19 protein-coding genes and 1 pseudogene are annotated in these 23,806 nt (G+C 68.9%); 13 read left to right on the top strand and 7 right to left on the bottom strand.

The window, feature by feature from the left end:
• Positions 1–84 precede the first annotated feature (84 nt).
• Entirely contained in the window at positions 85–2,049 is a 1,965-nt protein-coding gene (locus MFF01_RS21225) for an alpha/beta hydrolase domain-containing protein (RefSeq protein ID WP_238228381.1), read from the top strand.
• A 73-nt stretch (positions 2,050–2,122) separates the two neighbouring features.
• On the opposite strand, the gene MFF01_RS21220 is transcribed toward MFF01_RS21225, so the two are convergent.
• From MFF01_RS21220 to MFF01_RS21195, 6 genes are all read right to left on the bottom strand, one after another.
• Positions 2,123–3,595 (bottom strand): methyl-accepting chemotaxis protein, encoded by a 1,473-nt coding sequence (locus MFF01_RS21220; RefSeq protein WP_238228379.1) that lies wholly within the window; start codon positions 3,593–3,595, stop codon positions 2,123–2,125.
• Between the two features lie 530 nt (positions 3,596–4,125).
• On the bottom strand, positions 4,126–4,329 hold the full coding sequence (locus tag MFF01_RS21215; RefSeq protein ID WP_238228377.1) for a hypothetical protein: 204 nt from the start codon (positions 4,327–4,329) through the stop codon (positions 4,126–4,128).
• A gap of 221 nt (positions 4,330–4,550) precedes the next feature.
• Complete coding sequence (locus tag MFF01_RS21210; protein WP_238228375.1) at positions 4,551–6,170, bottom strand: porin; 1,620 nt, start codon at positions 6,168–6,170, stop codon at positions 4,551–4,553.
• 370 nt (positions 6,171–6,540) lie between these two features.
• Positions 6,541–7,599, bottom strand: coding sequence for an ABC transporter ATP-binding protein (locus MFF01_RS21205; protein WP_238228373.1), 1,059 nt, complete (start codon positions 7,597–7,599; stop codon positions 6,541–6,543).
• The gene (locus tag MFF01_RS21200; RefSeq protein ID WP_238228371.1) at positions 7,592–9,262 is read right to left on the bottom strand and encodes an ABC transporter permease; all 1,671 of its coding nucleotides are present in this window, start codon (positions 9,260–9,262) and stop codon (positions 7,592–7,594) included. The genes MFF01_RS21205 and MFF01_RS21200 overlap by 8 nt, the downstream gene beginning before the upstream one ends.
• A 3-nt stretch (positions 9,263–9,265) precedes the next feature.
• The gene (locus MFF01_RS21195) at positions 9,266–10,363 is read right to left on the bottom strand and encodes an ABC transporter substrate-binding protein (RefSeq protein WP_238228370.1); all 1,098 of its coding nucleotides are present in this window, start codon (positions 10,361–10,363) and stop codon (positions 9,266–9,268) included.
• 152 nt (positions 10,364–10,515) lie between these two features.
• Between MFF01_RS21195 and MFF01_RS21190 the strand changes: the two genes are divergently transcribed.
• Positions 10,516–11,199, top strand: coding sequence for a response regulator (locus tag MFF01_RS21190; protein WP_238228369.1), 684 nt, complete (start codon positions 10,516–10,518; stop codon positions 11,197–11,199).
• Entirely contained in the window at positions 11,196–12,632 is a 1,437-nt protein-coding gene (locus MFF01_RS21185; RefSeq protein WP_238228368.1) for a sensor histidine kinase, read from the top strand. Before MFF01_RS21190 ends, MFF01_RS21185 begins: the two co-directional genes overlap by 4 nt.
• 88 nt (positions 12,633–12,720) lie before the next feature.
• Here the strand turns inward: MFF01_RS21185 and arsH are convergent, their stop codons facing one another.
• Positions 12,721–13,467: an arsenical resistance protein ArsH gene (gene arsH / locus MFF01_RS21180; protein WP_283207220.1), complete on the bottom strand. Its 747-nt coding sequence runs from the start codon at positions 13,465–13,467 to the stop codon at positions 12,721–12,723.
• 50 nt (positions 13,468–13,517) lie between these two features.
• Between arsH and MFF01_RS21175 the strand changes: the two genes are divergently transcribed.
• The 10 genes and pseudogenes from MFF01_RS21175 to MFF01_RS21130 all read left to right on the top strand — a co-directional run.
• Complete coding sequence (locus tag MFF01_RS21175) at positions 13,518–13,877, top strand: ArsR/SmtB family transcription factor (protein WP_238228367.1); 360 nt, start codon at positions 13,518–13,520, stop codon at positions 13,875–13,877.
• 7 nt (positions 13,878–13,884) lie between these two features.
• Positions 13,885–14,310, top strand: a pseudogene (gene arsC / locus MFF01_RS21170) (arsenate reductase (glutaredoxin)).
• 118 nt (positions 14,311–14,428) lie between these two features.
• Entirely contained in the window at positions 14,429–15,724 is a 1,296-nt protein-coding gene (locus tag MFF01_RS21165) for an arsenic transporter (RefSeq protein ID WP_238228366.1), read from the top strand.
• Positions 15,725–15,898: 174 nt separating this feature from the next.
• Positions 15,899–17,830 (top strand): methyl-accepting chemotaxis protein, encoded by a 1,932-nt coding sequence (locus tag MFF01_RS21160; RefSeq protein WP_238228365.1) that lies wholly within the window; start codon positions 15,899–15,901, stop codon positions 17,828–17,830.
• Entirely contained in the window at positions 17,823–19,295 is a 1,473-nt protein-coding gene (locus MFF01_RS21155) for a chemotaxis protein CheW (protein WP_238228364.1), read from the top strand. The genes MFF01_RS21160 and MFF01_RS21155 overlap by 8 nt, the downstream gene beginning before the upstream one ends.
• The gene (cheB, locus tag MFF01_RS21150) at positions 19,292–20,386 is read left to right on the top strand and encodes a chemotaxis-specific protein-glutamate methyltransferase CheB (protein WP_238228363.1); all 1,095 of its coding nucleotides are present in this window, start codon (positions 19,292–19,294) and stop codon (positions 20,384–20,386) included. The genes MFF01_RS21155 and cheB overlap by 4 nt, the downstream gene beginning before the upstream one ends.
• Positions 20,386–20,934 carry a HEAT repeat domain-containing protein gene (locus MFF01_RS21145; protein ID WP_238228362.1) on the top strand — a complete coding sequence of 183 codons (549 nt, stop codon included), beginning with the start codon at positions 20,386–20,388 and terminating at the stop codon, positions 20,932–20,934. Before cheB ends, MFF01_RS21145 begins: the two co-directional genes overlap by 1 nt.
• A 4-nt stretch (positions 20,935–20,938) precedes the next feature.
• Entirely contained in the window at positions 20,939–21,802 is an 864-nt protein-coding gene (locus MFF01_RS21140; protein WP_283207219.1) for a CheR family methyltransferase, read from the top strand.
• Positions 21,795–22,199: a response regulator gene (locus MFF01_RS21135; protein WP_238228361.1), complete on the top strand. Its 405-nt coding sequence runs from the start codon at positions 21,795–21,797 to the stop codon at positions 22,197–22,199. The genes MFF01_RS21140 and MFF01_RS21135 overlap by 8 nt, the downstream gene beginning before the upstream one ends.
• Positions 22,196–23,806: Hpt domain-containing protein (locus tag MFF01_RS21130; RefSeq protein WP_238228360.1), on the top strand; the 1,611-nt coding region annotated here is incomplete at its 3' end. The genes MFF01_RS21135 and MFF01_RS21130, both read left to right, overlap by 4 nt.

Below are 23,806 nucleotides of genomic sequence, written 5' to 3'. Positions count from 1 at the left end.
CCCTGGACAGGGCCCTCGACGCGGGGGCTCAGCCGTGGTTGCTGAAGGGACCGGCCATCGTCGAGCCGGACATCAGGGGGAACCATGCCGATTGGCCGCGCCATCGCCGCCACGCTTGGCTGCGCGCTTTGCATCGCACCAGCACACGCCCGCATCGTCGGCATCGACATCGCCACGATCGAACCCTTCGCCGACGGTGCGGAATTCGGTGCCGCCGGCGCCTACGAGCGCCTCACCGGGACGGCCCGGGGCGAACTCGATCCGGCGGATCCCGCCAATGCCGGGATCGTCGATATCGCCCTCGCCACGCGAAACGCCCGGGGCATGGTCGAATACAGAACCGACCTGTTCATCCTGCGACCCAAGGATCCCGCCCGCGGCAGCGGGACGCTGTTGTTCGAAGTTCTGAACCGCGGTCGCAAGTTCCTGTTCAACTGGGTGCTCGATGCGCCGCCCCAGGCGGCGCAAGCCGTGAACGATCCCCGCACGGTCGCCGATGCCGGGACCGGCTTGGTTCTGCGCCGAGGCGATACCCTCGTCTGGTCCGGCTGGGAGGCCGACGCGCTGCGCCAGCAGGGCGGCATGGCCATCGATGTTCCGGTGGCGACGCTCAACGGCAAACCCATCGTCGAGACGGTCCGCGACGAGCTCGTCAGCGCGACGCGCGGGCCGGCCGAGGCTCCGTTCTTCCTCACCTTCAAGACGGCCAGCGCGGACAAGGCGCACGCGCAGCTGACGGTCCGCCGTCGGGAGAGCGATCCGCCCCGCCCCGTACCGTCCGAGGCCTGGCACTATGCGACGCCCCGCGAACTCGAGCTCCTGCCCAAGGGCACCAAGCCGCTGCCGGGATCGATCTATCAGTTCACCTACCAGGCGACGGAACCGAAGGTGCTCGGCATCGGCTTTGCCGCCACCCGCGACGTGGTGGCTTACCTGCGCGGCGAGGCGGCCGGCGGGGCCAACCCGGCCGGCGGTACGATCAGACACGCCGTCGCCCTCGGCATCTCGCAGAGCGGGCGTTACCTGCGCGACTTCATCCACCAGGGCTTTAACCGCGACGAAACCGGCCGCCGGGTCTTCGACGGGGTGCTGTCTCACATCGCGGGCGTCGGCGGCGTCTTCCTCAATGCACGGTTCGGCCAGCCCTCGCGCACCAACACGCAGCACGAGGACCACTTCTACCCGGAGAACGCCTTCCCATTCTCCGCCGCCCATCGGCACGACGCTGTCACGGGGCGGACGGGCGCGCTCCTGCGCGACGACGGTTTCGATCCCCTGTTGATCGAGGTGAACACCGGCACCGAGTATTGGCAGAAGGGCGCCTCGCTGCTCACCACCGACTCCCTCGGCCGCACCGACCTGCCGCTGCCGGAGACGGCGCGCGCCTTCCTGATCTCCAGTGGCTTCCATTATGGAAGGGCCGGCCTGACATCGACCAAGGGGCCGTGCGCCAACCCGCGCAGCATTCTGAACCCGGCGCCGGCCGTGCGGGCGCTCCTCGTCGCCCTGGAAGAGTGGGTGATTTCGGGCACGCTGCCGCCGGACAGCAAGGTTCCCCGCCTGTCGGACGGCACCCTGGTGGAGGCCGCCGCCATCGGCTTCCCATTCCTCGTGGGTGTACCGGTTCCAACGGCGCCGAACGCCATCGCGCGGTTCGACACCTACGTCGATCCGCGGCCCGAGAGCGGGCCACAATACCGGCCGCTGGTGCCACGGGTCGACGCGGACGGAAACGATGCGGCCGGTATCCGCCTGCCCGCCGTGGCGGCGCCGCGCGCGACCTTCACCGGGTGGAATCTGTATGCCGATCCGTTCCCCGCCGGTGCCTTGTGCGACCGGGAGGGCAGCCAGCTTCCCTTCGCGCGCACCCGGACCGAACGCGAGGCGGCCGGGGATCCGCGTCCCTCCATCGAGGAGCGCTACGCGGATTCGGACGCCTATGTCGCGGCCGTGACGAAATCCGTCGACGGCCTCGTGTCGGACCGGCTGCTGCTCCGGGAGGACGGCGATCGCCTGATCGATGCGGCGCGTCGGGAAGCCACGCCCTGATGTCGGTGTCCGGCCGCCGCGATGCGGGCGGCCGGACTGGCATCCGTCACGCGACGGCGGATGCCCCGGAGGTTCAGGCCGCCGCCGACGCTTGACGCACCTTGGCGGTCGACCGATCGACCTGCTCGGCGGCGTGAGCGATGGCTTCCATGCTGCCCGCGAGGCTGTTCGCGCCCCGCGACGCCGTCTGCATCGAGGCCGACATTTCCTGCGTCACCGCCGACTGCTCCTCGACCGCCGAGGCGATCGCGGTCGCGACCTCATCGAGGGTGCGGATGGTGCCCTGAATCGCCCCGATGGCGTCCACGGCCTGCTGCGTGGCCCCCTGCGTCGCGCCGATCTGCTGGCGGATCTGTTCCGTCGCCTTGGTTGTCTGCTCGGCGAGCTGCTTGACCTCCTGCGCCACGACCGCGAAGCCACGGCCGGCTTCTCCGGCGCGCGCCGCCTCGATGGTGGCGTTCAACGCGAGAAGATTGGTCTGGCTCGCGATCGCCTGGATCAGGGCGACCACTTCGCCGATGCGCATGGCCTGTTCGCTCAAGCCCGACACGATCGTGCCGGTCTGCTGCGCCTGTTGAACGGCCTGACCGGCGATCTGCGAAGCGTGCTGCACCTGCTGGCTGATCTCAGAGACGGACGCGGACAACTCTTCGGCACCCGAGGCAACGGTCTGGATGTCGCCCGAGACCTGATGTACCGTGCCGGCGGCGGCCACCGTCTGCTGGGTCACGCCATGGACGGCATCGCTGATCGCGTTGAGGTCGATGCTGATGGCCCGCGCCTTCTCGGCGCGCTGGCGACGCTCATGCACCTGCGCCGTCACGTCGGTGGCGAACTTCACCACCTTGACCAAGCGTCCATCATCGTCCCGGATCGGGTTGTAGGTCGCCTGGATGAAGATCTCGCGACCGCCCTTGGCGATGCGGCAGTACTCGCCGGCCTGATATTCGCCCTGTCCGAGGGCCTGCCAGAACGCCTTGTAGGCGGGGGCTTCCCGCTCGTCGGGATGGACGAACAGGCTGTGCTTGCGACCTTGGATCTCGCCGAGTTCGTAGCCGAGTGCGGCGAGAAAGTTGCCGTTGGCCTCGAGGATGGTGCCGTCCGGAGAGAAGGCGATCACGGCCTGCGAGCGGTGCAGCGCGGCGACCTGACCGTTGGTGTCGATGCTGCGCGTCTTCTGCGCCGTGATGTCGGAGGCGAACACGACGATCCGGACGGGCTTGTCACCGCGTCCGAGGACGGGATTGTACGAGGCAAGGATCCAGATTTCCCGGCCGTCCTTGGTCAAGCGCTTGAATTCCCGCGTCTGGGGTTTGCCCGCCCGAAGATCCGCCCAGAACGCCTTGCTCTTGACGCTGTCGCGCTCGGCTGCCGGTGTCAGAACGCTGTGCGCCTTTCCGATCAGTTCCTCACGGGTGTAGCCGACGAGGGAGAGAAAGTTGCCGTTGGCATTGCGGATCGTGCCGTCGAGATCGAGATCGAGGCAGCCGCGCGAGCGGTTGATCGCATCCGTGAGAGCGCGAAGGCTCGACCGAAACAGAGACATGAGCTTTCCCGGCGCGTACTGACAGCGATCTTGCAGATCAGTGCATCTCACCGGCATGATCTGAAACAAGCGTTAAACCCGTCGCCCTTCGTATCAATTTCGATCTCCCATCGACATCGCACGTGTTCGCCCGCCCTACGCCATTCCGAAGACCTCGGCCCGGGGCGCCCATCTCGCAGGATAAACTACGGCGGGCACCGACTCATCGGAGGCAGCGCCGCCGGGCAGGGGGCGAAATCGGCAGCCTCCCGCGCGGCAGAACGAGCACGAACGCCCCAGCACGATCGCTTACGCCCATCCGTAGTCCTGGACCGAAAAACCCGCCTCGGATTGCTCCGGGCGGGTTACCGCTGAGGCCCAACGGATGATCGGGCTGCGGGCCGCAGCGTCTGCAGTTTCACAGCATCCCTGCGCGCAACGCAGCAACAATCCCGCAACAGAGACCAAAATTTAATGTGACCAGAGGCCGACCGGTAGACGTCGCGAGTCGTTGCGGTTGGTGCGCCTGCACGGGAACCTGCGATTGCTGCCTAGTTGTTGGGTTGCCCGAAGCGCTGAACGAGGCCATTCTCATCCCAGAGATCGGTACGGATGTCGGAGCCCCTTTCGATCACGATCCGGATCGCTTCCGCGTCGCTCGTCGCCTGGATGACGCGCACATGTATGATGCGACCATCGCTGTGCCGGGTGATGGCGCGGTAGACCCGCTTTGGAGCGTCATCCTGTGCCGCCATCGTCGGTCTCGCATGCGTCAACGCAGTCACTCGCTACGAAATCGTACATTGTTGTGCGATGGGCGATTTAACAACCTCTTAGATCAGTTGATCGACTCTCCTCGTCGGCTTCATCTCCCGGCGAAAGACCATCACGCGCCGCGGCCGAAGCCGGGCGCGTGATGGTGCCGATGCAGCGGGTGGACCGAACCGATGGTGCCGGGCAAGACCGTGCGCCGACCTCAGAAATCGCGCTGGACGCGGGCTCTGACCTGGACCGTGTCTTCGGCGGTCTTCGTCCGGATCGTATTGGCCAGGTTGTTGACGAAGGCCGCGTTCTGCGCCGGGAAACGGCTGAGGTCGAGCACGCGGCCGGACGTGACGCCGTACCGGGTGTAGATCGACTCAACACCGATATCGAGGTCGCGGACGGGGGACCAGATCAGGCTTGCGCCGACCACGAAGCGGTAATTGTCCCGGAGGACTTGGCTGACTTCGTAGAAGCGCGTTCCGGGAACCCCCGGTCCGGTGCCCGTGATGCCGTAATAGGCGCCCTGTCGGGCGCGGGCACCATTGGCGAAGTTCAGCTCTCCATAGGATCCGAAGGCGGCCGAACGCAGCTCGGGCGTCCAATAGTGCAGGTACGACGCCACGGCCGTGAACGTCGTCGAGAGTTCGAGCCGGTTCGTGAACGGGTTGAGAACGGCATCGTTGAAGTACTGATTGAAGGCCGAACCCTGGATCGACGACGTGTTGCCGATGTAGGAACCGGTATAGGACGAGAACCCGGTATACATCCCGGCGCCCTCGCCGTAGGAGGCTTGCAGGTAAAGCGTGTCGCCGTCCGCGATGAACGGCATGTTGATCTTCACGCCGCCCTGGACGGCCCAGCCATAGGCCGTGGCGAGGCTTGGCGCCGCGACACTGTTCGTCGCCGTGACGGCGCTGCCGAGGTTTGTTCCCGTGAAGACGCCCGCGATCGGGTTGGCGTAGTTGAGTTCGTGCACGGCCGCCGAGAGCTGCGCCGAGCCCCAGCTCGAATCGTAGCGCAGGACGCCGACGAAGTCTGGCAGGCGGTTGCGCTGGACGACGTCGATGTAGCCGACCCCCGTGGGGGTGCCGTTGGCCGAGAAGCCGATGAAGACCGGGCTGGCGGCCAGGGAGGTGCCCGGCGCGTTGGCGGCCGTGAAGAGCGGGGTCCGCCGGAAACTCGGATCCTCCATCGACACCGTCGCGGTGAGTCCCGCCGTACCGAGCTTCGCGGTGTAGGCGGCGAGATTGGTGGAGTTCACGTCCGAGCTCATTGACGATGCGATGATCTCGAAGTCGTGGGCATAGAAATCGAAGAACGAGGACGCGCGCCCGGCCGTGAACCCGGCGAACTGAATGAAGGCCTTGTCGGTGTTGAAGTATTGCTGCACGCGACCGGCCTGGTCCTGTCCCGTCGCCGCGAAGGCGTTGCCGATCCGCTCCGTCGTGCCCGAACGGATCGTCGGGATGCCGGTGCGGCTCGCGGCTTCGACCCGCAGGAAGGCCCGCAGGGTGCCGTAGCTGGTCTGCGTGCGGGCGTCGACATTGATGCGGGCGAGGCCGCGATAGCCGGTGAGATCGCCCGGGGTCGAGGTGCCGCTCGACGTGCGGCTGTAGGAGGTCTGGTACCCGACTTCGAAGCGCGCCCGGCCCGAGAGCCGGATGCAGGTGTCGGTGCCTGGAATGTAGAAAAAGCCGGCACCGTAGGTGTTACAGACCCGAACGAATTCGATCGGTGCAGCAGCCTTGGCTGGCAGGTCCGCCGCGCCGGCGGCAGACGTTCCGGCAATAACCGTTACGGATACTAGGAATGTTTTGTTGATTTTTCCCACGCCTATCTCCCCCGAGATTTTTTATTATTTAAATAAAAACGTTCTTTTACATGATGACTGGCAGCACAGCGTCCGAATCTAGCTTTCTACTAAAATCAAATCGCGTAGAATTTTGTGATTTGTCATGACTACGAACAAATTAGTCATCCATTTGTGCAAATATCAACAATAGTCTGCCGACAAAAGTTGAATTTGCCCGCCGTAGCACAAGTTTATCACAATGGTTCCCGTGGCCGATTGTCTTGGAAGGGATCCACGGGGGAGGGTTTCCACGCGGCGTGGGCCGGCGGATCGTTCCTGGCTTCGTCTGGCCCGTCGATGGCCGTGACCGGGTGGGACGCCGCGCGCGGTCGACGCGGCGTCCGGCCGTTCAGAACACCCAGAGCTTGTCCGGCGGGCATTCCACCCAGTGCGTGCCGGGCCCCACCCGCTGCTGCGAGAGGACGCGCAGGCTCTGACCGCCGCAGCGGAACAGGTGCTCGAACTGATTGCCGAGGTAGATCGAGGTCTCGTACTCGACCGGCACCCGGTTCTCGCCCGCCCCGTCGACGAGGCGCACGGCCTCGATCCGGATCACTCCCTTGGCGTCGCCCTTGGCCGTGCCGCTCTCGGCCCGGTCCGTGCCCCAGAGACTGTGCTGGCCGAGGGTCACCCGGGCACGCCCGGCTCGGCGCTCCGCCACGGCGACGCTCAGGGTGTTGTTGGTGCCCATGAACTCGGAGGCGAACAGGGTGGCGGGGCGCTCGTAGAGCTCCTCCGGCGTGCCGGACTGGATCAGGCGGCCGCCGTCGAGGAGCACGATCTGGTCGGCGATGGCCAGCGCCTCGCTCTGATCGTGGGTAACAAACACCGCCGTGATGCCGAGCCGCTTGATCAGGGCGCGAATCCAGATCCGGGCCTCTTCGCGCAGCTTGGCGTCGAGGTTCGAGAGCGGCTCGTCGAGGAGGATCACCGGCGGCTCGTAGACGAGGGCCCGGGCGATGGCGACGCGCTGCTGCTGCCCGCCGGAGAGCTGGGACGGATAACGCTCGCCCAGGGCCCCGAGTCCGACGCCGTCGAGGGCCGCCTGCACCTTGGTGCCAATGCCGGCCTTGTCGGTGCCGCGCAGGCGCAGGCCGTAGGCGACATTCTCGAACACGGTGCGGTGGGGCCACAGGGCGTAGGACTGGAACACGAAGCCGAGGTCGCGCCGCTCCGGCGGCAAGTTGACCTTCGCGCCCGCGTCGAAGACCGCGCGGCCGTCGATGCGGATCGCCCCGTGGGACGGCTCCTCGAGGCCGGCGATCGAGCGCAGGAGCGTGGTCTTGCCGCTGCCCGATCGCCCGAGGAGGCAGACCACGGAGCCTTCCTCGAAGCGGGCATCGATGCCCTTGAGGACCTCGACGGAGCCGTAACGGAGATGAAGGTCTTCGATGACGAGCTTAGGCATGACGCTTGTTCCCGAGTGCGAACATCAGGCCGAGGCCGACGAGGATCAGGGCGAGGTTGACGGTGGACAGGGCGGTGACGAGGTCGACGGCGCCGGTGCCCCAGAGGGAAACCAGGAGCGAGCCGATGACCTCCGTGCCGGGGCTGAGGAGGTAGACGCCGGTGGAGTACTCGCGCACGAAGGTCACGAAAATCAGCACCCAGGAGCCGATCAGACCGGCCTTGATCAGCGGCAGGGTGATGTCGCGGCTGACCTGGGCGGGACGCGCGCCGGAGACCCGGCCCGCCTCCTCCAGTTCGGGGCCGATCTGCAACAGGGAGGCGCTGACGAGGCGCATGCCGTAGGCGAGCCAGACCAGCGTGTAGGCGAGCCACAGGCTGAACAGGGTCTGGCGGAAGGGCTGCAGGACCGGCGTGAACAGGAACAGCCAGAACATCGCGAGGCCGGCGATCAGCCCCGGCATGGCGCGCGGCACCAGCACGAGGTAGTCGAGGACCGCCGTCCAGCGCGAGCGCCAGCGGTGCAGGGCGAGGTTGACGAGGGCGTAGAAGCCGACCGACAGCGCGCCGCCGACGGTGGCGATGAGTAGGGTGTTGACGATGCCCCGCACGAGGTTGGGGTAGTCCATCAGTTCGCGGAAATGCGCCGTCGTCAGGTTCTCCCAGATGCCGACGCCTTCGCCCCAGGAGGCGAGGAACGAGCGCAGCACGAGGGCGGTGACGGGAATCACCACGGTGACGCCGAGCCAAGCCACGATCAACCCGAGGGCCGGCCAGCGCCAGGCGCCGATGGCGAGCGGGCGCTGTGCGCTCGCCTTACCCTTCACCGCGACGTAGCGGCTGGCGGCGGCGAGCAGTTTGCGCTGGGTGTAGACCAGGGGCAGCGTCACGAAGATGATCGACACCACCACCACCGCCATCAGGTCGTAGGACGGGGTGCCGAGCTTGTTCGTGAGCTTGTAGAGGTAGGTCGCCAGCACGAGGATGCGCTCGGGGTCGCCCAGCACCAGGGGCAGGCCGAACAGCTCGAAGCCGAGGAAGAACACCAGCACCGAGGCGTAGAGGATGCTCGGCATGATCATCGGCAGGCTCACCGTCATGGCGACCCGCAAGGGACCGGCGCCGGCCGAGCGGGCCGCCTCCTCCACATCCGAGCCGAGCGAGCGCAGCGCCGAGGACGCGTAGAGGAACACGTGCGGCACGTGCGTGAGGCCCGCGATCAGGATCAGCGAGGTCTTGGAGTAGAGGTACCAGGGGATGCTCCCCGTGAAACTCTTCACCCAGAGGCTGACGAGGCCGACGGGACCCAGCGCCACGACGAAGCCGAAGGCGAGCACCACGGAGGAGACGAACATCGGCACCAGCACGAGGGGCTCGATGAAGCGCTTGCCCGGCAGGTCGGTGCGCACCAGCAGGAAGGCCATCATGCAGCCCAGCGGCACCGCGATGGCGGTCATGCCGACGGCGATAATCGCCGAATTCACGAACGCCTCGCGAAAGTCCTCCTCCTCGAAGAGGACGAATTCGTAGGCCTGCGTCGTCAGCGTGCTGTTGGGCTGGAAGAACGGCCCGCTGAGGAAGCTCTGGTAGACCACCAGCCCCACGGGGCCGAGGATCAGGAGCGCGGTGATGAGGACGACCGCGATGCGGAAGGCGCGGGGCATCGCTCAGTTCGCCGCCAGGGCGCGCTGCCACTGCTTGAGGAAGCGCAGCCGGGTAATCTGGTCGAGGTAGGCCAGAAGCTCGGGCCCGACGCGGATCGGCTTCAGGGTGACTTCCGTGGCGCCCGGAAGGCTCCTGATCCCGTGGGTCTCCTGCAGGTCGTCGCGCACCGACGTCATGGCGTGGCGCGCGAGCTCGACCTGACCGGCCTTGGAGAGGATAAAGTCGAGGAACAGCTTGGCACTGGCCGGGTGCTTGGCCTTGGCCGAGACGAAGGCGATGCGCGACATCACCTGGGTGTAGTCCTTCGGCAGGACGAAGCTGAGGTTCGGATCCTTGCGGTTGCGCTGGAGGACGTAGGAACCGATCATGTTGTAGGCCAGGGTGTGCTCGCCCGAGACCACGCGTTCGATCATCGCGCCGGTGGAGGTATAGAACTTCGCGTTCGCCTTCCCCATCGCCTTGACCGTGTCCCAGGTCGTCGACGGGCTGATCTGTACGTCCTGGGTGATGTACAGAAAGCCGACGCCCGAGCGTTCCGGATCGTAGGAGGTCACCTTGCCCTTCAGGGCGTCCGGCTGCGCCGCCAGGAGCTTGGCAAAGTCGGCATGGCTGCGCGGCACCTCCGCTTCGGGCACGAGGCGCCTGTTGTAGGCGAAGACGATCGGCTCGGCGGTGGTGCCGTAGGCCTGGTCCTTCCACTTCGCCCATTCGGGCAGCGCGCTCTTCTCCGGGGAGGCGTAGGTCATTGCGTAGCCGTCGTTGACGAGCTTGATCTGCAGGTCCATCGCAGAGGACCAGATCAGGTCGGCCGTCGCGCCGGCGGCGGCCTCCGCCACGTAGCGACTATAGAGTTCCGTAGAATTCTGATCGGCGTACTCGACCTTCAGCTTCGGATAGAGAGCCCTGAACTGGGTGAGAAGCTCGGAAACCTCGGCCGCGTCGGCGGTCGAATAGATCGACAGCGCACCTTCCTTGTTCGCGGCCTCGATCAACTCGGCATAACCCGCCGGATAACCGGGTGGCACCGGCGTTTGAGCCTGAGCCGGAGCGACGAAGCCAAGTATCGATAGCGCGAGCGACAATGCGAGCCGCTTGTTCATGGTATCCTCCCGGGCGATGGTGTGTCTCGTTGCACACCTGTCGACACTTACGGTACCCACGGGACCTTGCATCATCCTGACACGGCCGCCGCCGCGTCGAGAAACATAATTCATGGCCGGCGTCGCGGCCGTCGGGGAAATCGGGGCCATCCATGCGGATCCTCATCGTGGAGGATGATGCCGCGCTCGCCCGCGGGATCGTCGCCGCCCTGCGCCTCAGCGGCTTCGCCGTCGACCATGCGGCGCGGGGCGCGGAGGTCCTCCCCTGGCTGCGCCAGGAATCCTACGCCCTGGTGGTGCTCGATCTCGGACTGCCCGACGGGTCCGGGTTCGATGTCCTGCGCGACATCCGCCGTGCCGGCCTCGTGGTGCCGGTGATGATCCTGACGGCTCGGTCGGCGGTGGCCGACCGGGTCACGGGCCTCGATCTCGGGGCCGACGACTACCTCGCCAAGCCCTTCGATCCGGCCGAACTCGAGGCGCGGGTGCGGGCCCTCGTCCGGCGCGGCGTCGGCCAGCCCGATCCGATCCTGACCTGCGCCGAGCTCGTCTACGACCGCTCGGGCCAGGTCGCGACGCTCGCCGGCCGGGTCCTGCCCCTGCGCAAGCGCGAGATGGCGATCCTCGAATCCCTCATCACCCGGGTCGGCCGCGTCGTCTCCAAGGAGCGCCTGACGGCGGAGGTGTTCGGCTACGACGAGGAGATCACGCCCAACGCCGTGGAGGTCTACGTTGCGCGCCTGCGCCGGCACTTCGGCGAGACCGGCCCGCGTATCGTGACCCTGCGCGGGCTCGGCTACCTCATGGAGCCCGGGCCGCCCGGGGAAACCCGGTGAGCATCCGCTCCCTGCGTCTACGGATCGCCGCCTATCTCCTCATTCCCATGGCCGCCCTCGCCCTGACGCTCGCGGCCGGCGGCACTTGGTTCGTGGACGCCTTCGTGACCAGGGCCTACGACCGGGTGCTGGCTGGCTCGATCCTGTCCATCGTCGAGCGGCTCTCGGTCCAGGACGACCGCGTCACCGTAGACATGCCGGCGGCGGCCTTCGGCATGCTCTCGAATTCCGAGCGCGACAGCATCTTCTACAACGTCACCGCCGACGGGGACTTCGTGACCGGCTACAAGGACCTCGGCCTGCCGGCGACGCTGCCGCCGCCGGAAACCCTGGCGTATCGCGACGGCGTGTTTCTCGGCCAGCGCGTACGCATCGGGCTCATGGTCAAGCCGATCTACGTCACCAACCACACCGCCCTTGTGCAGGTCGCCGAGACCACGCATGGCCGCGACCTGCTGGTGCGGCGGATGCTGACCGCCCTGACGATCCTGGGCTCGACGCTCGCCGCCATCGGCCTCCTCCTCGTCTGGTTCGCCGTGCAGATGGGCCTGACGCCCCTCGACCGCCTGCGCCGCGAGGTCGAGCAGCGCCGGTTCGAGGGCCGCGGCGCAGTGCCGGCCTTCACCGTCGCGGGCGTGCCGCAGGAGGCGCTGCCCCTGGTCGGCGCCCTCAACGAACTGCTGCGGCAGCTCAACCACGCGCTGGCGGTGATGCGCGAGTTCACGGCCGATGCGTCGCACCAGCTGCGCACACCGCTGGCGATCCTGAAGGCGCATCTCAGCCTCCTCGACCGCCACTCCCCCGGGAGCACCGCCTGGACCGTCTCGCGGGCCGATATCGATGCCGCCGTCCATCGCCTCGATCATCTCATCGCCCAGCTTCTGACGCTGGCGGCCATCGAGGAAGGCGCCGCCCGGCGCCCGAAACCGGACACGATCGATGTCGCCGGCTTGGCGCGTGACGCCGCAGCCGATTTCGCCGGCCTCGCGCTCCGGCGCGGCATCGACCTGTCCTTCGAGGCCCTGAGCCAGCCCTCCGTCACCCTCGAGCCGTTTCTCCTCGAGGAGATCCTGCGCAACCTCATCGACAATGCCCTGCGCTACACCGATCCCGGCGGTCAGGTCGCGGTCACCGTCGCGTCGGTGGAGGAGCCGGACCCTGCCGAGGTCCGCATCACCGTGGCGGATAACGGCCCGGGCATCCCGGAAGCGGAGCGCGAGCGGGTGTTCGAACGGTTTCACCGTCTCGATGCCGGCCGCGACACGGAGGGCAGCGGCCTCGGGCTCGCCATCGTCCGCGCCTTCTCCGAGCACCTCGGCGCGGTGGTCACCCTCGCCAGCGGCGAGGGCGGGCGCGGCCTGCGGGCCGAGATCCGCTTGCGGATCGACGGCGAGAACGCCGCGTGCCCGCAAGTCCGCTCGATCGGGACCTGAGACCCCAGCGGGCGCTTCGATACATCGAACAGAGCCCCCGAATGGCGCGAACCATCGCCTCCCGCACGCGCGGCGCCGTCACGTCGGGCTACCGCTTCACGAACCCGATATCGCCCGCCACGGCCGCCAATCGCTCCGGCTCACGCTCGTTGCGCTCGGAATAGCGATCGACGAGGTAGCCGGCGTTCTCGCGGGTCAGCAGGGTGAACTTGAACAGTTCCTCGCAGACATCGACCACCCGGTCGTAGAGCGGACCCGGCTTCATCCGCCCCGCCTCGTCGAACGCCTTGTAGGCCATCGGCACCGACGACTGGTTCGGGATGGTGATCATCCGCATCCAGCGTCCGAGGATGCGCAGGCCGTTCACGGCGTTGAACGACTGCGAACCACCGGAGACCTGCATGACGGCCAGGGTCCGCCCCTGCGTCGGACGGACCGAGCCCTCCGAGAGGGGAAGCCAGTCGATCTGGCTCTTCATCACACCGGTCATGGCGCCATGACGTTCGGGGCTCACCCAGACATGGCCTTCCGACCATACCGAGAGGTCGCGCAGCTCTTGGACCTTGGGATGGTCGGCCGTCGCGTCGTCGGGGAGCGGCAGACCGTGGGCGTCGTAGATCCGGACCTCGCCACCCATGGCCTCCAGGAGGCGCGCCGCCTCGTAGGCCAGGAACCGGCTGAACGATCGCGGCCGCAGCGAGCCGTAGAGGATCAGGAAGCGCGGGGCGTGCCGGATGCGGTCCCCGGGAACGAGGTGATCCGCGGTCGGCACCGCGAAATGGCCCTCGCTCAGGTTCGGCATCCCGTCGGTGAAAGGCTGTCTCGGCTTGTCCACGCGGTCGCATTCCTCTATATTTCAAGAAACGTTGATATATTGGAGCCGAGATGGACGAACGGCAAGCCTTGGCCGCCTTCGCGGCGATGGCCCAGGAACATCGGCTTCGGATCGTGCGCCACCTCGTCACCGCCGGGCCGGACGGTCTGGCCGCCGGGGTGCTGGCCAATGCCGTCGAGGTCTCGACCTCGAATCTGTCGTTCCACCTCAAGGAACTCGATCACGCCGGCCTGATCCAGTCCCGGCGCGAGGGCCGGTCGATCATCTACAGCGCCGTCTATCCGGCCCTCTCCGGCCTCATCGCGTTCCTGATGCGCGATTGCTGTCAGGGCCGCCCGGAGGTCTGCGCCCCGGCCGTCGCCGCCCTGTCCGCCTGCTGCACCCCCGCCGGAGAGACCGCCCATGCCTGATCGCGCGATTGATGTCGTGATTTACCACAACCGCGATTGCGGCACGTCCCGCAACGTCCTGGCCCTCATCCGCAACGCCGGCATCGAGCCGCACCTCGTCGACTACCTCACGTCGCCGCCGACGCGGCTCATGGTGCGCCGGCTCGCGGAGCGGGCCGGGGTCACGATTCGCGACCTCGTACGCCAGAAGGGGACGCCTTACGCCGAACTCGGCCTCGCCGACCCCGGCGTGACGGACGAACAGCTTCTGGACGCCATCGCCGCGTACCCGATCCTGCTCAACCGGCCGATCGTGGTGACCCCGAAGGGCACGCGCCTGTGCCGGCCTTCCGAGACGGTCCTCGATCTCCTGCCGGCCCAGTAGGGTGCCTTCGTCAAGGAAGACGGCGAACCCGTCGTCGACGCGCAGGGTCACCGTGTCGCGACCGCTTGAGACCCGACGCCCGATCGAATGTCTTTCGCGAAACGCCCGCCACGCCGCCGTCTCGAGAATGAGCATTGGTGATGGTCCGGTGTTTCGTGAGGTCCGCTAAGAACAAAAAACGGTCCCGATGCTCGCCTTCGCCATCTTCACCGTCACCCTCGTCTTGGTCATCTGGCAACCCGGGGGGTTCGGGATCGGTTGGAGCGCCCTCATCGGGGCGGCCGTCGCCCTCGCCACGGGCGTCATCCATCCCGGCGACATCCCGGTGGTGTGGGGGATCGTCTGGGACGCCACCTTCACGTTCGTCGCCCTTATCGTCATCTCGCTCCTCCTCGACGAGGCCGGGTTCTTCCATTGGGCCGCCCTGCATGTCGCCCGATGGGGTGGCGGGCGCGGCCGCCGCCTGTTTCCCCTGGTCATCCTCCTCGGGTCGGCCATCGCGTCGGTCTTCGCCAATGACGGGGCCGCGCTTCTCCTCACCCCCATCGTCCTCGCCATCCTGCTGCGGCTCGACTTCAAGCCGGCGGCGGCCCTCGCCTTCATCGTTGCCTGCGGGTTCGTGGCCGACAGCACCAGCCTGCCCCTGGTGATCTCGAACCTCGTCAACATCGTCTCGGCGAACTTCTTCGCCATCACCTTCAGCCGCTACGCCACCGTGATGGTGCCGGTAAACCTCGTTTCCCTCGCGGCGACCCTGGTGGTCCTGTGGGTGTTCTACCGTCGCGACCTGCCGGCGACCTACCCGATGGATCGACTCGAGCCGCCGCGCAGCGCCATCCGCGACGCCGCGGTGTTCAGGGCGGCGCTCCCGCTGCTCGCCGTTCTTCTGGCCGCCTACTTCGTCACGGCGCCGTTCGGCGTACCGGTCTCGGTGATCACCTGCGCCGGAGCCCTGAGCCTGCTCGCCCTCGCCCGCCGCAGCCCGGTGATCTCCGTCCGCAGGGTCCTGGCGGGAGCGCCCTGGCAGGTCGTGCTGTTCAGCCTCGGCATGTACCTCGTGGTCTACGGCCTGAAGAATGCCGGCCTCACGGATGCCCTGGCGCAGGGTCTCGCCTGGCTCTCCGGCCAGGGCTCCATCGCGGCCACCGTGGGAACGGGCTTCGCCGCCGCCATCCTGTCCTCCGTCATGAACAACATGCCGGGAGTGCTGGTCGGAGCGCTGGCGATCCAGCAGGTGCCCGACCTGTCGCCGCTGACGCGGGAGCTGATGGTCTACGCCAACGTCATCGGCTGCGACCTCGGACCGAAGCTCACACCGATCGGCAGCCTCGCCACCCTGCTGTGGCTGCACGTCCTCGCGGCCAAGGGGCAGACGATCACGTGGGGGCAGTACATGAGGGTCGGTCTCGTCATCACGCCGCCGGTGCTGCTGATGACGCTCCTCGCCCTCGCGCTCTGGCTTCCCGTTCTCGCGACGCCGTAGGGATCGCGGTGTGCGCCCGGCCGGTGAAACGGCAACATCCCCATGCAACCGCGCGGGACGGGCGGGTTATCCTTGACCGGAGCGCCGTCGGGCTTAGAACCGCGGACTCTGGTTTCGCACCATCCTCACCCCTGCCTCCCGCAGGAAGGACGGTCGAGCGCGGGTGACCCGTCCATGGCGCTGGTAAAGAGGACGCGGCTCGCGCCGCAGGGAGAGCCCGCCGATGCCGGCGTGAGCGCTCCGAGCCCCGCCCCGGCCATGCCCCTCTCCGCCGGACGATCGCGCGAGCGGTCCCGCGCACGACGGGAGAAGGCCACGGAGCGTCTCGCCGCCGCGACGGAGGAACTCGCGGCCGGCGTGACAGAGGCTTCGGCCGCCGCGGAAGAGCTGCGCCGCTCGATGGAGCAGATCGCCTCCGGCGCCGAGGAAGCCGCCGGGGCCGCGCAGGAATCCCTCGGGGCCATCGCGGGCATCGCCGAACGGCTATCGGAGGCCCGGGAACGGGCGGACGCTTCCCGCCAGTCCACCGCGGCGTTCCAGACGCTGCTGGCGGAAACCGGTGTCCACGTCACCGCATCGGTGGCCGCCGTCCAGGCCAATTCCCACCGGCAATCCGCTTCGGTCATGCTGATCGAGGAACTCGACCGCGGCGCGACCAGCATCGGCGCGATCACCGGTACGGTGGAGCACGTCTCCGACCAGACCAATCTCCTGGCCCTGAATGCCGCCATCGAGGCGGCCCGCGCGGGCGAACTCGGGCGCGGTTTCGCGGTCGTCGCCGACGAGGTCCGGGCTCTGGCCGAGACGTCCGAGGCGAGCGCGGCCGAGGTCCGCACGCTCGCCGAGGCGATCCGCACCGAGATCAGAGGCATCGGTGAGATCATTCGCGACGCGGCCCGGACGGCGACGGCCGAGGCCGAAGCCGGAGGCCGCGTGACCGAACGCCTGGAAGCGGCACGGTCGGAACTCGGCGCGGTATCGGAGAACGCACAAGCCATCCTGGCCGCCGCCCTCGAGGCCGAGGCGGCTATACGGGAGGCGCAGCGCGGCGCGGAGCAGATCGCCGCCGCGGCCGAGGAGCAGGCCGCCGCCGCGGGCCAAGCCCAGCAAGCCGTGGCCGAGCAGACGCAATCCCTCGACCAGGCCCAGATGACGGCCCAGGCCCTGGCCGGCCTGGCCGACGACCTGACCGGCAGCCACGCGGTCGGAGATCGGGCCGAGGAGGTCGCCTCGGCCGCCGAGGAACTCTCCGCCACGGTGCAGGAGCTGTCGGGCGCGGCGGGCGAGATCCTCGCCGCCATCGATCAGATCAGCCGTGGAACCGGCATCCAGAGCGCAGCGGCGCAGCAATCCAGCGCCGCCATGGCGCAGGTCGAGCGCGGCGCCGCCGTCTTCCGGGCGAACGCCACGACGGCCCGCGAGAGCGTCGCCGGCATCGGCACGATCCTGAGCGAGGTGCGCACGGCGGTGGGCTCCCTCGCCGACGGCGTCGAGCGCTCCCTCGACGGGACCCAAACCTGCCTCGCGCGCATCGGTGCCTTGGAGGTGAGCAATCGCCGCATCGAGAAGATCGTCGGCTCCATCGCCCTGGTGGCCGTGCAGGTGAACATGCTCGCGGTCAGCGGCGCCATCGAGGCGGCACGCGCGGGCGAGAGCGGCCGGGGCTTCGCCGTGGTCTCGAACGACATCCGCGCCCTGGCCCGGGACGCCGCCGAGAACGCCGACCGCATCCGCGAGACCGTACGAAACATCCAGGATGGCGTCGCGGCTGTCCGCCGGGCCCTGGAACTTGTCGTCGTCGCGTCCGAGACGGAGGTCCTGCGCAATCGGGGCCTGGTCGCCACCGTGGCGGGCGTCCAGGGCGACGTCGGACGCCTGGAGGCCGGCAACATCGACGTCCTGTCCGGTGCGGAGGCCATCGTCGTCGCGGCCCGGGAGGGGCTGAAGGGCGCGCAGCAGATCGCCGCCGCCGCCGAGCAGGCCGACCGTGCGTCCAGCGAGGCGGCGACCGCGGCGCGTCAGCAGTCGAAGGGGGCCGAAGATCTCGCGGCGAGCATCGAGGAGATCGCGTCCCTCGCCGACGAATTGCAGGTCGCGGATGCCTGAGGCCGACGGGACGGACGACGGGCGCTACCTCATCCTCACCCTGGGCCTGGACGATGTCGCCCTCGATGCGGGCCTCGTGCGCGAACTTTTAAGGCCGCCCAGGCTGACGCGGGTGCCCGGCGCGCCCGCCGCCCTGGCCGGGCTCGCCAACCTGCGTGGCGCCGCCCTGCCGGTCCTGGACCTCCGGCGCCTCGTACGGCCCGACATCACCCTCGTGACGGAACCGACCCGGGTCGTCGTGGCGGAGGCGGGGGAGGCGTTCGGACTGATGGTCGATCGCGTCGTCTCGTTCTCGGGCGGCACGCAAGCCGTTGCGCAGGATGGCGCATCGGAGGTCCGGTATCTCACCGCCTCGGGCGACGTGGGGCGGGCACGTCTCCTCGATCTCCCCGCCCTGGTCGCCGAAGCGTTTCCCCGCCGTCGTGCGCGTGCGGCCACCTCCACGGACGCCCGGCCGGACGTTGCCGTGGCGATCGAGGAGGAGCGCGTCGCCCTGGTCTCCTTCACCGCCGCCGGGCGATCCTACGCCCTGCCGCTGGAGCGGGTCGCGGAAGTGCTCGCCCTGCCGCCCGACATCGTGCCGGTGCCGCGCGCCGGCAGCGCCACCCTGGGCATCGTCGCGTCGCGCGGTGGCGTGCTGCCGCTGCTGAGCCTGCCGGCCCTGCTCGGTTTTCCCGCGCATCGGCCGGGCGCGGAAGCGCGCATCGTCGTCGCGCGTCTCGGGGCGGCGGAGACCGGCCTCGTCGTCGATACCCTGGGGCCGATCCTGCGGCTCGCTTCGGACGCCATCGACCCGGTGCCGTCGGCCCTGAGCCGGGGCGGCTCGACGGCCATCGACGCGATCTGCCGGATCGACGCCGCCGGTACCCTCGTCTCGGTTTTGTCCGCCGACTGCCTGCTGGAAGGGACGACCGTGACCGCCTCGCCCGTACGCGCCCATGACACCGCATCCGTGAGCACCCGGCAGGGTGGCACGATGGAGCAGGTCGTGGTCTTCGATGTCGCCGGCGAAAGCTATGGCCTCCCCATCGGCGCGGTCCGGGAAGTGCTGCGCGTGCCGGACGTCATGACGCGCCTGCCTCGCTCACCGGATCTCATCGTCGGCGCCATCGACGTGCGGGGCACCGTCCTCGCCGTGGTGGACCAGCGCCGGCGCTTCGGCCTGCCGCCCGGCGAGGTCAATCGCAAGCGGCGCATCGTCGTGCTCGAATCCGGGGGCAGCGTCGCCGGCCTCCTCGTCGACGGCGTCTCGCGCCTGCTGCGCCTGCGCGCGGACACCATCCGGGAGGCGCCCGATTTTTCCGGCGATGCCGGGACCGGCGTCGACCGGATCGCGACCCTGGAGGACGGCAGCCTCCTGCCCATCCTCGACGCATCGGCCCTGCTCGCGGGCACGGACCGGTGGGTGCGCGAGGCGACCAAACGGACGAACGCGCGCAGGGCCGACTCGGACCCGGAGGCATGATCCGCCTCCTGATCGTCGACGACTCGGCGCTGATGCGCAAGCTCCTCGGCGGTGTGTTCGCGCAGCAGCCGGACTTCGAGATCGCCTTCGCCCGGAACGGCGACGAGGCCCTGATCGAGCACGCCCGCTTCCGCCCCGACGTGATCACCCTCGACGTCAACATGCCGGGCCTCGACGGCCTCGCCTGCCTCGACCGCATCATGCTCGACCGGCCGACGCCCGTGGTGATGGTGTCGTCCCTGACCGCCGACGGCGCCGAGGTGACGTTCGACGCGATGGAGCGCGGGGCCATCGACTTCGTCGCCAAGCCCGGCGGAGCGGTCTCCCTGGAGATGGACCGGCTCGGTCCGCTGATCGTGCAGAAGGTCCGTGCCGCCGCCGGGGCGCGCCTGCGTCCGACGCTGCGCCTCGCCGAACGCATCCGCGCCCGGTCAGGTGCCGCAGCACCCGTCGGGACTCCCCGCCCCCTCGCGCGGGCGCCGCGTCCCGCGCCGTCGTCCGAGCGCACGGCAAACCCATCCGAGGGCGTCGTCCTCGTCGGGACCTCCACGGGCGGCCCCCCTGCCCTCGATGCCCTGCTGTCGCGCCTGCCGGCCGACTTTCCGTGGCCCGTCGTGATCGCCCAGCACATGCCCGGCAGCTTCACGGGGCCCCTGGCGCGTCGCCTCGATGGCCTGTGCGCCTTGCGGGTGCAGGAAGCCGCGCGGCCGATGCCGCTGGCGCCGGGCCATGTCTACGTCGGCAAGGGCGACGCCGACGTGATGCTGGCGCGCCGTCCCTCCGGGCTGGTGGTGCAGCCCGTGCCGGCCCATGCCGACTACCTCTGGCACCCCAGCGTCGACAGGCTGGTGGCGAGCGCCCTCGACCTCGTGGAACCCCAGCGCCTCGTCGGCGTCCTCATGACGGGCATGGGCCGTGACGGAGCGGCGACGATGACCGAGATGCGGGCGAAGGGTGGCCGCACCATCGCCGAGAGCGAGGAGACGGCCGTCGTCTGGGGTATGCCGGGCGAACTCGTCCGGGCAAACGGCGCCACGGTCGTCGTCCCCCTCGACGGCATCGCCGACGCGCTCCTCGACATGGTGCCCTGATGCCCCTCGTCCGCCACGATCCGCTCAAGCCCACGATGGCCTCGGCCGCCTCCGAACCCACACCTCGCCGGAGCGCGGAGGAACTCGGACGCGCGCTTGCGACCGAGCGGGACCTGCGTTCCCGCGACGCTCTTCTCGCGGCGTTGCTGGCCATCGCCGATCCCGCCGCCGCCGCCGTGCTCGCCGGACACCTGCGCTCGGAAGATGCCGGTTTGCGCAATGCCTGCATCGAGACGCTTCAGGCGATGCCTGCAGCCGCCGGCGCGGTCCTGCCCGACCTCCTGTCCGACCCGGACCCGGACGTTCGGCTGCTCGCGACCGAGATCGTGAGAACGCAGCCGACTGACGTCGCGAACGAACTGCTCGCGGGATTGCTCGACGGCGAGACCCATCCGAACGTGTGCGGTGCGGCGGTCGAGGTCCTGGCGGAGGTCGGGACGGTGGCGGCGGTTCCGGCGCTCGAGGCCGCACGGACCCGGTTCGCCGCGCAGGCCTTTCTGCCGATGGCCATCGACACCGTGCTGGTCCGCCTCGGCCAGGGACGCTGAGGGCGTGTCGGACCTCCCGTCGCCGGTCACAGACGCCGATTTCGCGCGCTTCTGCGAATTCCTCTACCGGCGCACCGGCATGCTGTTCACGCCGGCCAAGCGTTACTTCGTCGACCGGCGCCTGGCCGAGCGCATGCGGGCGACGGAATCCCGCTCTTTCGCGGTCTACCTCGCCCGGCTGCGTGCCGACCGGGACGGAGAGGTCGAGGCCCTCATCAACGCCTTCACCATCAACGAGACCTACTTCTACCGCGAGGACCACCAGCTCCGCTGCCTGACGACCGCCCTCCTGCCCGAACTGGTGGCCGGCAAGCCGCCCGGTGCGACCGTGCGGATCTGGTCGATGCCGTGCTCGACGGGCGAGGAGCCGTATTCCGTCGCCATGTGGCTGTTGGAGAATTGGCCCGAGGTCGACAGCTACGACATCGAGATCGTCGGCTCGGACATCGACACCCGCGCCCTCGCTTCGGCCGAGGAGGGCCTCTACGGCGAGCGGGCCCTGATGCGCCTGGGGCCGGACCTCGTCGCCCGCTATTTCGGGCGCGAGGACACGCGCCTCGGGCCGGCCTGGCGCATCCTGGCGGACCTGCGCGACTCCGTGCGGTTCACGTCGTGCAACCTCACGGACGCGACCACGATGGCCTTGCAGGGCCGGTTCGACGTCGTCTTCTGCCGCAACGTCCTCATCTACTTCGACGAAGCCTCCCGCCGGATCGCGGCGGACAACCTCTTCGATGCCCTCCTCCCGGGCGGTTTCGTCTGCCTCGGCCACACGGAGAGCATGAGCCGGATCTCGCCGTTGTTCAGGGTCTGCCGCTACGATGACGCCATCGTCTACCGACGGCCGCGAGAGGGCGAGCATGTCTGAGACCCCGCTCCGCCCCGTCGACGCCCCGCGCGTGCTCGTCGTCGACGATGCGAGTCTGGTGCGGATGTACTATCGCGGCGTCCTCGAAAAGGCGGGCTTCGCCGTCGACGAGGCGCTCAACGGCATCGAGGGCCTGGAGCGCGTCCTTCTCGCGTCCTATGACCTTCTTGTCGTGGACGTGAACATGCCGAAGATGGACGGCTTCAGCTTCCTGCGTGCGGTGAGGGGGCGCGAACCGCCGATCCGATCCATTCCGGCCCTGATGACCAGCACCGAGGCGGGAGACGATGACCGGGAGGCGGCGCGGGAAGCGGGCGCGAACTTCTACCTCGTGAAGCCCCTGCCCGAGGATGTGCTGATCGCGCATGCCCGCGCCTTGGCGGGGCGGCGCCCATGAACGACCTGTTCGAGCAATTCCTCCTCGAAACGCGCGAGCTCGTCCAATCCGCCACGGAGGACCTGCTCGCCCTCGAGGCGGCGCCGGGCGATCCAGAGGCGGTGAACCGCGTGTTCCGCGCTTTTCACACCCTGAAGGGGTCCGTCGGGCTGTTCGACTTCCCGCCGTGGTTTGCCCTACTGCATGCCGCCGAGGACGGGCTCTCGGCGGCGCGGGGCGGGACCTTGGCGGTCGATGCCACGCTCATCGACCTTTCGCTGGAAGCCCTCGACGCGACGTCACGCTGGGCCGACGCCGTCGAGACGACCGAGCGGCTGCCTGCCACCGCCGAAACCGAAGCTGGCGTCCTCGCCGGCCGCTACCGCGCCCTCCTGTCCGGCGAACCCGTCACCCGACAAGCGGACGCGACGGCACTCCCCGATTGGGCGGTGGCTCTGGCGGAATCCGTACCCGATGCCGCCGGGGTGGCGCTGATCGCCGTGCGCTACCGGCCCCGCGGCGATTGCTTCTTTAGCGGCGACGATCCCCTTGGGATCGTCCGCAAGGTCCCCGGCTTGCTCGCGGTCTCGGTCGAACCGGCGGCACCGTGGCCCTCCCACGGCGATATCGATCCCTATACCTGCAACCTCGAGATCACCCTGCTGACGCAGGCGGCGCGCGCGGACCTGGACACGGTCCTGCGGCTCGTCGCCGACCAGCTCACGGTCGTGGACATCCCCGCCGAGACGCGGGCCGGGGCGGGTGCGGCGGAAGTGTTCGCAGAGGCAGGCGAAAGTGATCCCGTCGTCGCGGCGATCCTCACGGAACAGCTTCGGGTGCTGGCCGCGACCCGCGACGCGGAAACAGGCGCGGGTCGTCTGGAATCCTGCGAGCGGGCGGCGGCGAATGCCCTTCGATTCGCCGGGCGTATCGGCGAGGCCGAGCGCTGCGAGCAGGCGCGCGAACGGGGTGCCGATGCCCTGCGGGATGCCATCGCGGCGATCCTGTCCAGCCAGGGGATTCCACCGTCACCGGCCGTCATCCAGGAAGGTCCCGGAGCGATCGAGGTCCACGGCCCGGATGCGGCCCGCACCCTGCGGGTCGATGCCGGCCGGGTCGATGCGCTCGTGGCTCTCGTGGGCGAACTCGTCGTGGCCCGCAACGCCCTCGGCCACCTCGCGGCCCGGGCCGAGGCGGGCGAGGAGGCCAGCACCCTCGCCCGGGCGATGCGTGCGGCCGATGCCGATATCGGCCGCCTCGCAACAGCGTTGCACCGAAACGTGGTCGCGCTCCGCCTCACGCCGCTGTCGCAGGTGTTCCGCCGCTTCGCGCGGCCGGTGCGCGAAGCCGCGCGTGGCCTCGGCAAGGATGTGGTCCTGGAAGTCACCGGCGAGGAGACGGAGGCGGATAGGGGGATCGTCGAGAACCTGTTCGAGCCACTGCTGCACGTCGTCCGCAACGCCGTCGACCACGGGTTGGAGGACGCGGCGACGCGGCGACGGGGCGGCAAGCCCGAGGCCGGCCTCATTCGCATCGCCGCCGCGCAGGAGGGGGACGGCATCGTCGTCTCGGTCGTCGACGACGGAGGCGGGATCGACCCGGCCTTCATCCGCCGCCGGGCCGTCGAG

Origin of the sequence: Methylobacterium adhaesivum, assembly GCF_022179065.1 — a bacterium.
In the GTDB taxonomy this organism is placed as follows: domain Bacteria; phylum Pseudomonadota; class Alphaproteobacteria; order Rhizobiales; family Beijerinckiaceae; genus Methylobacterium; species Methylobacterium adhaesivum.
This window is presented reverse-complemented; position numbering and strand designations above follow the sequence as displayed.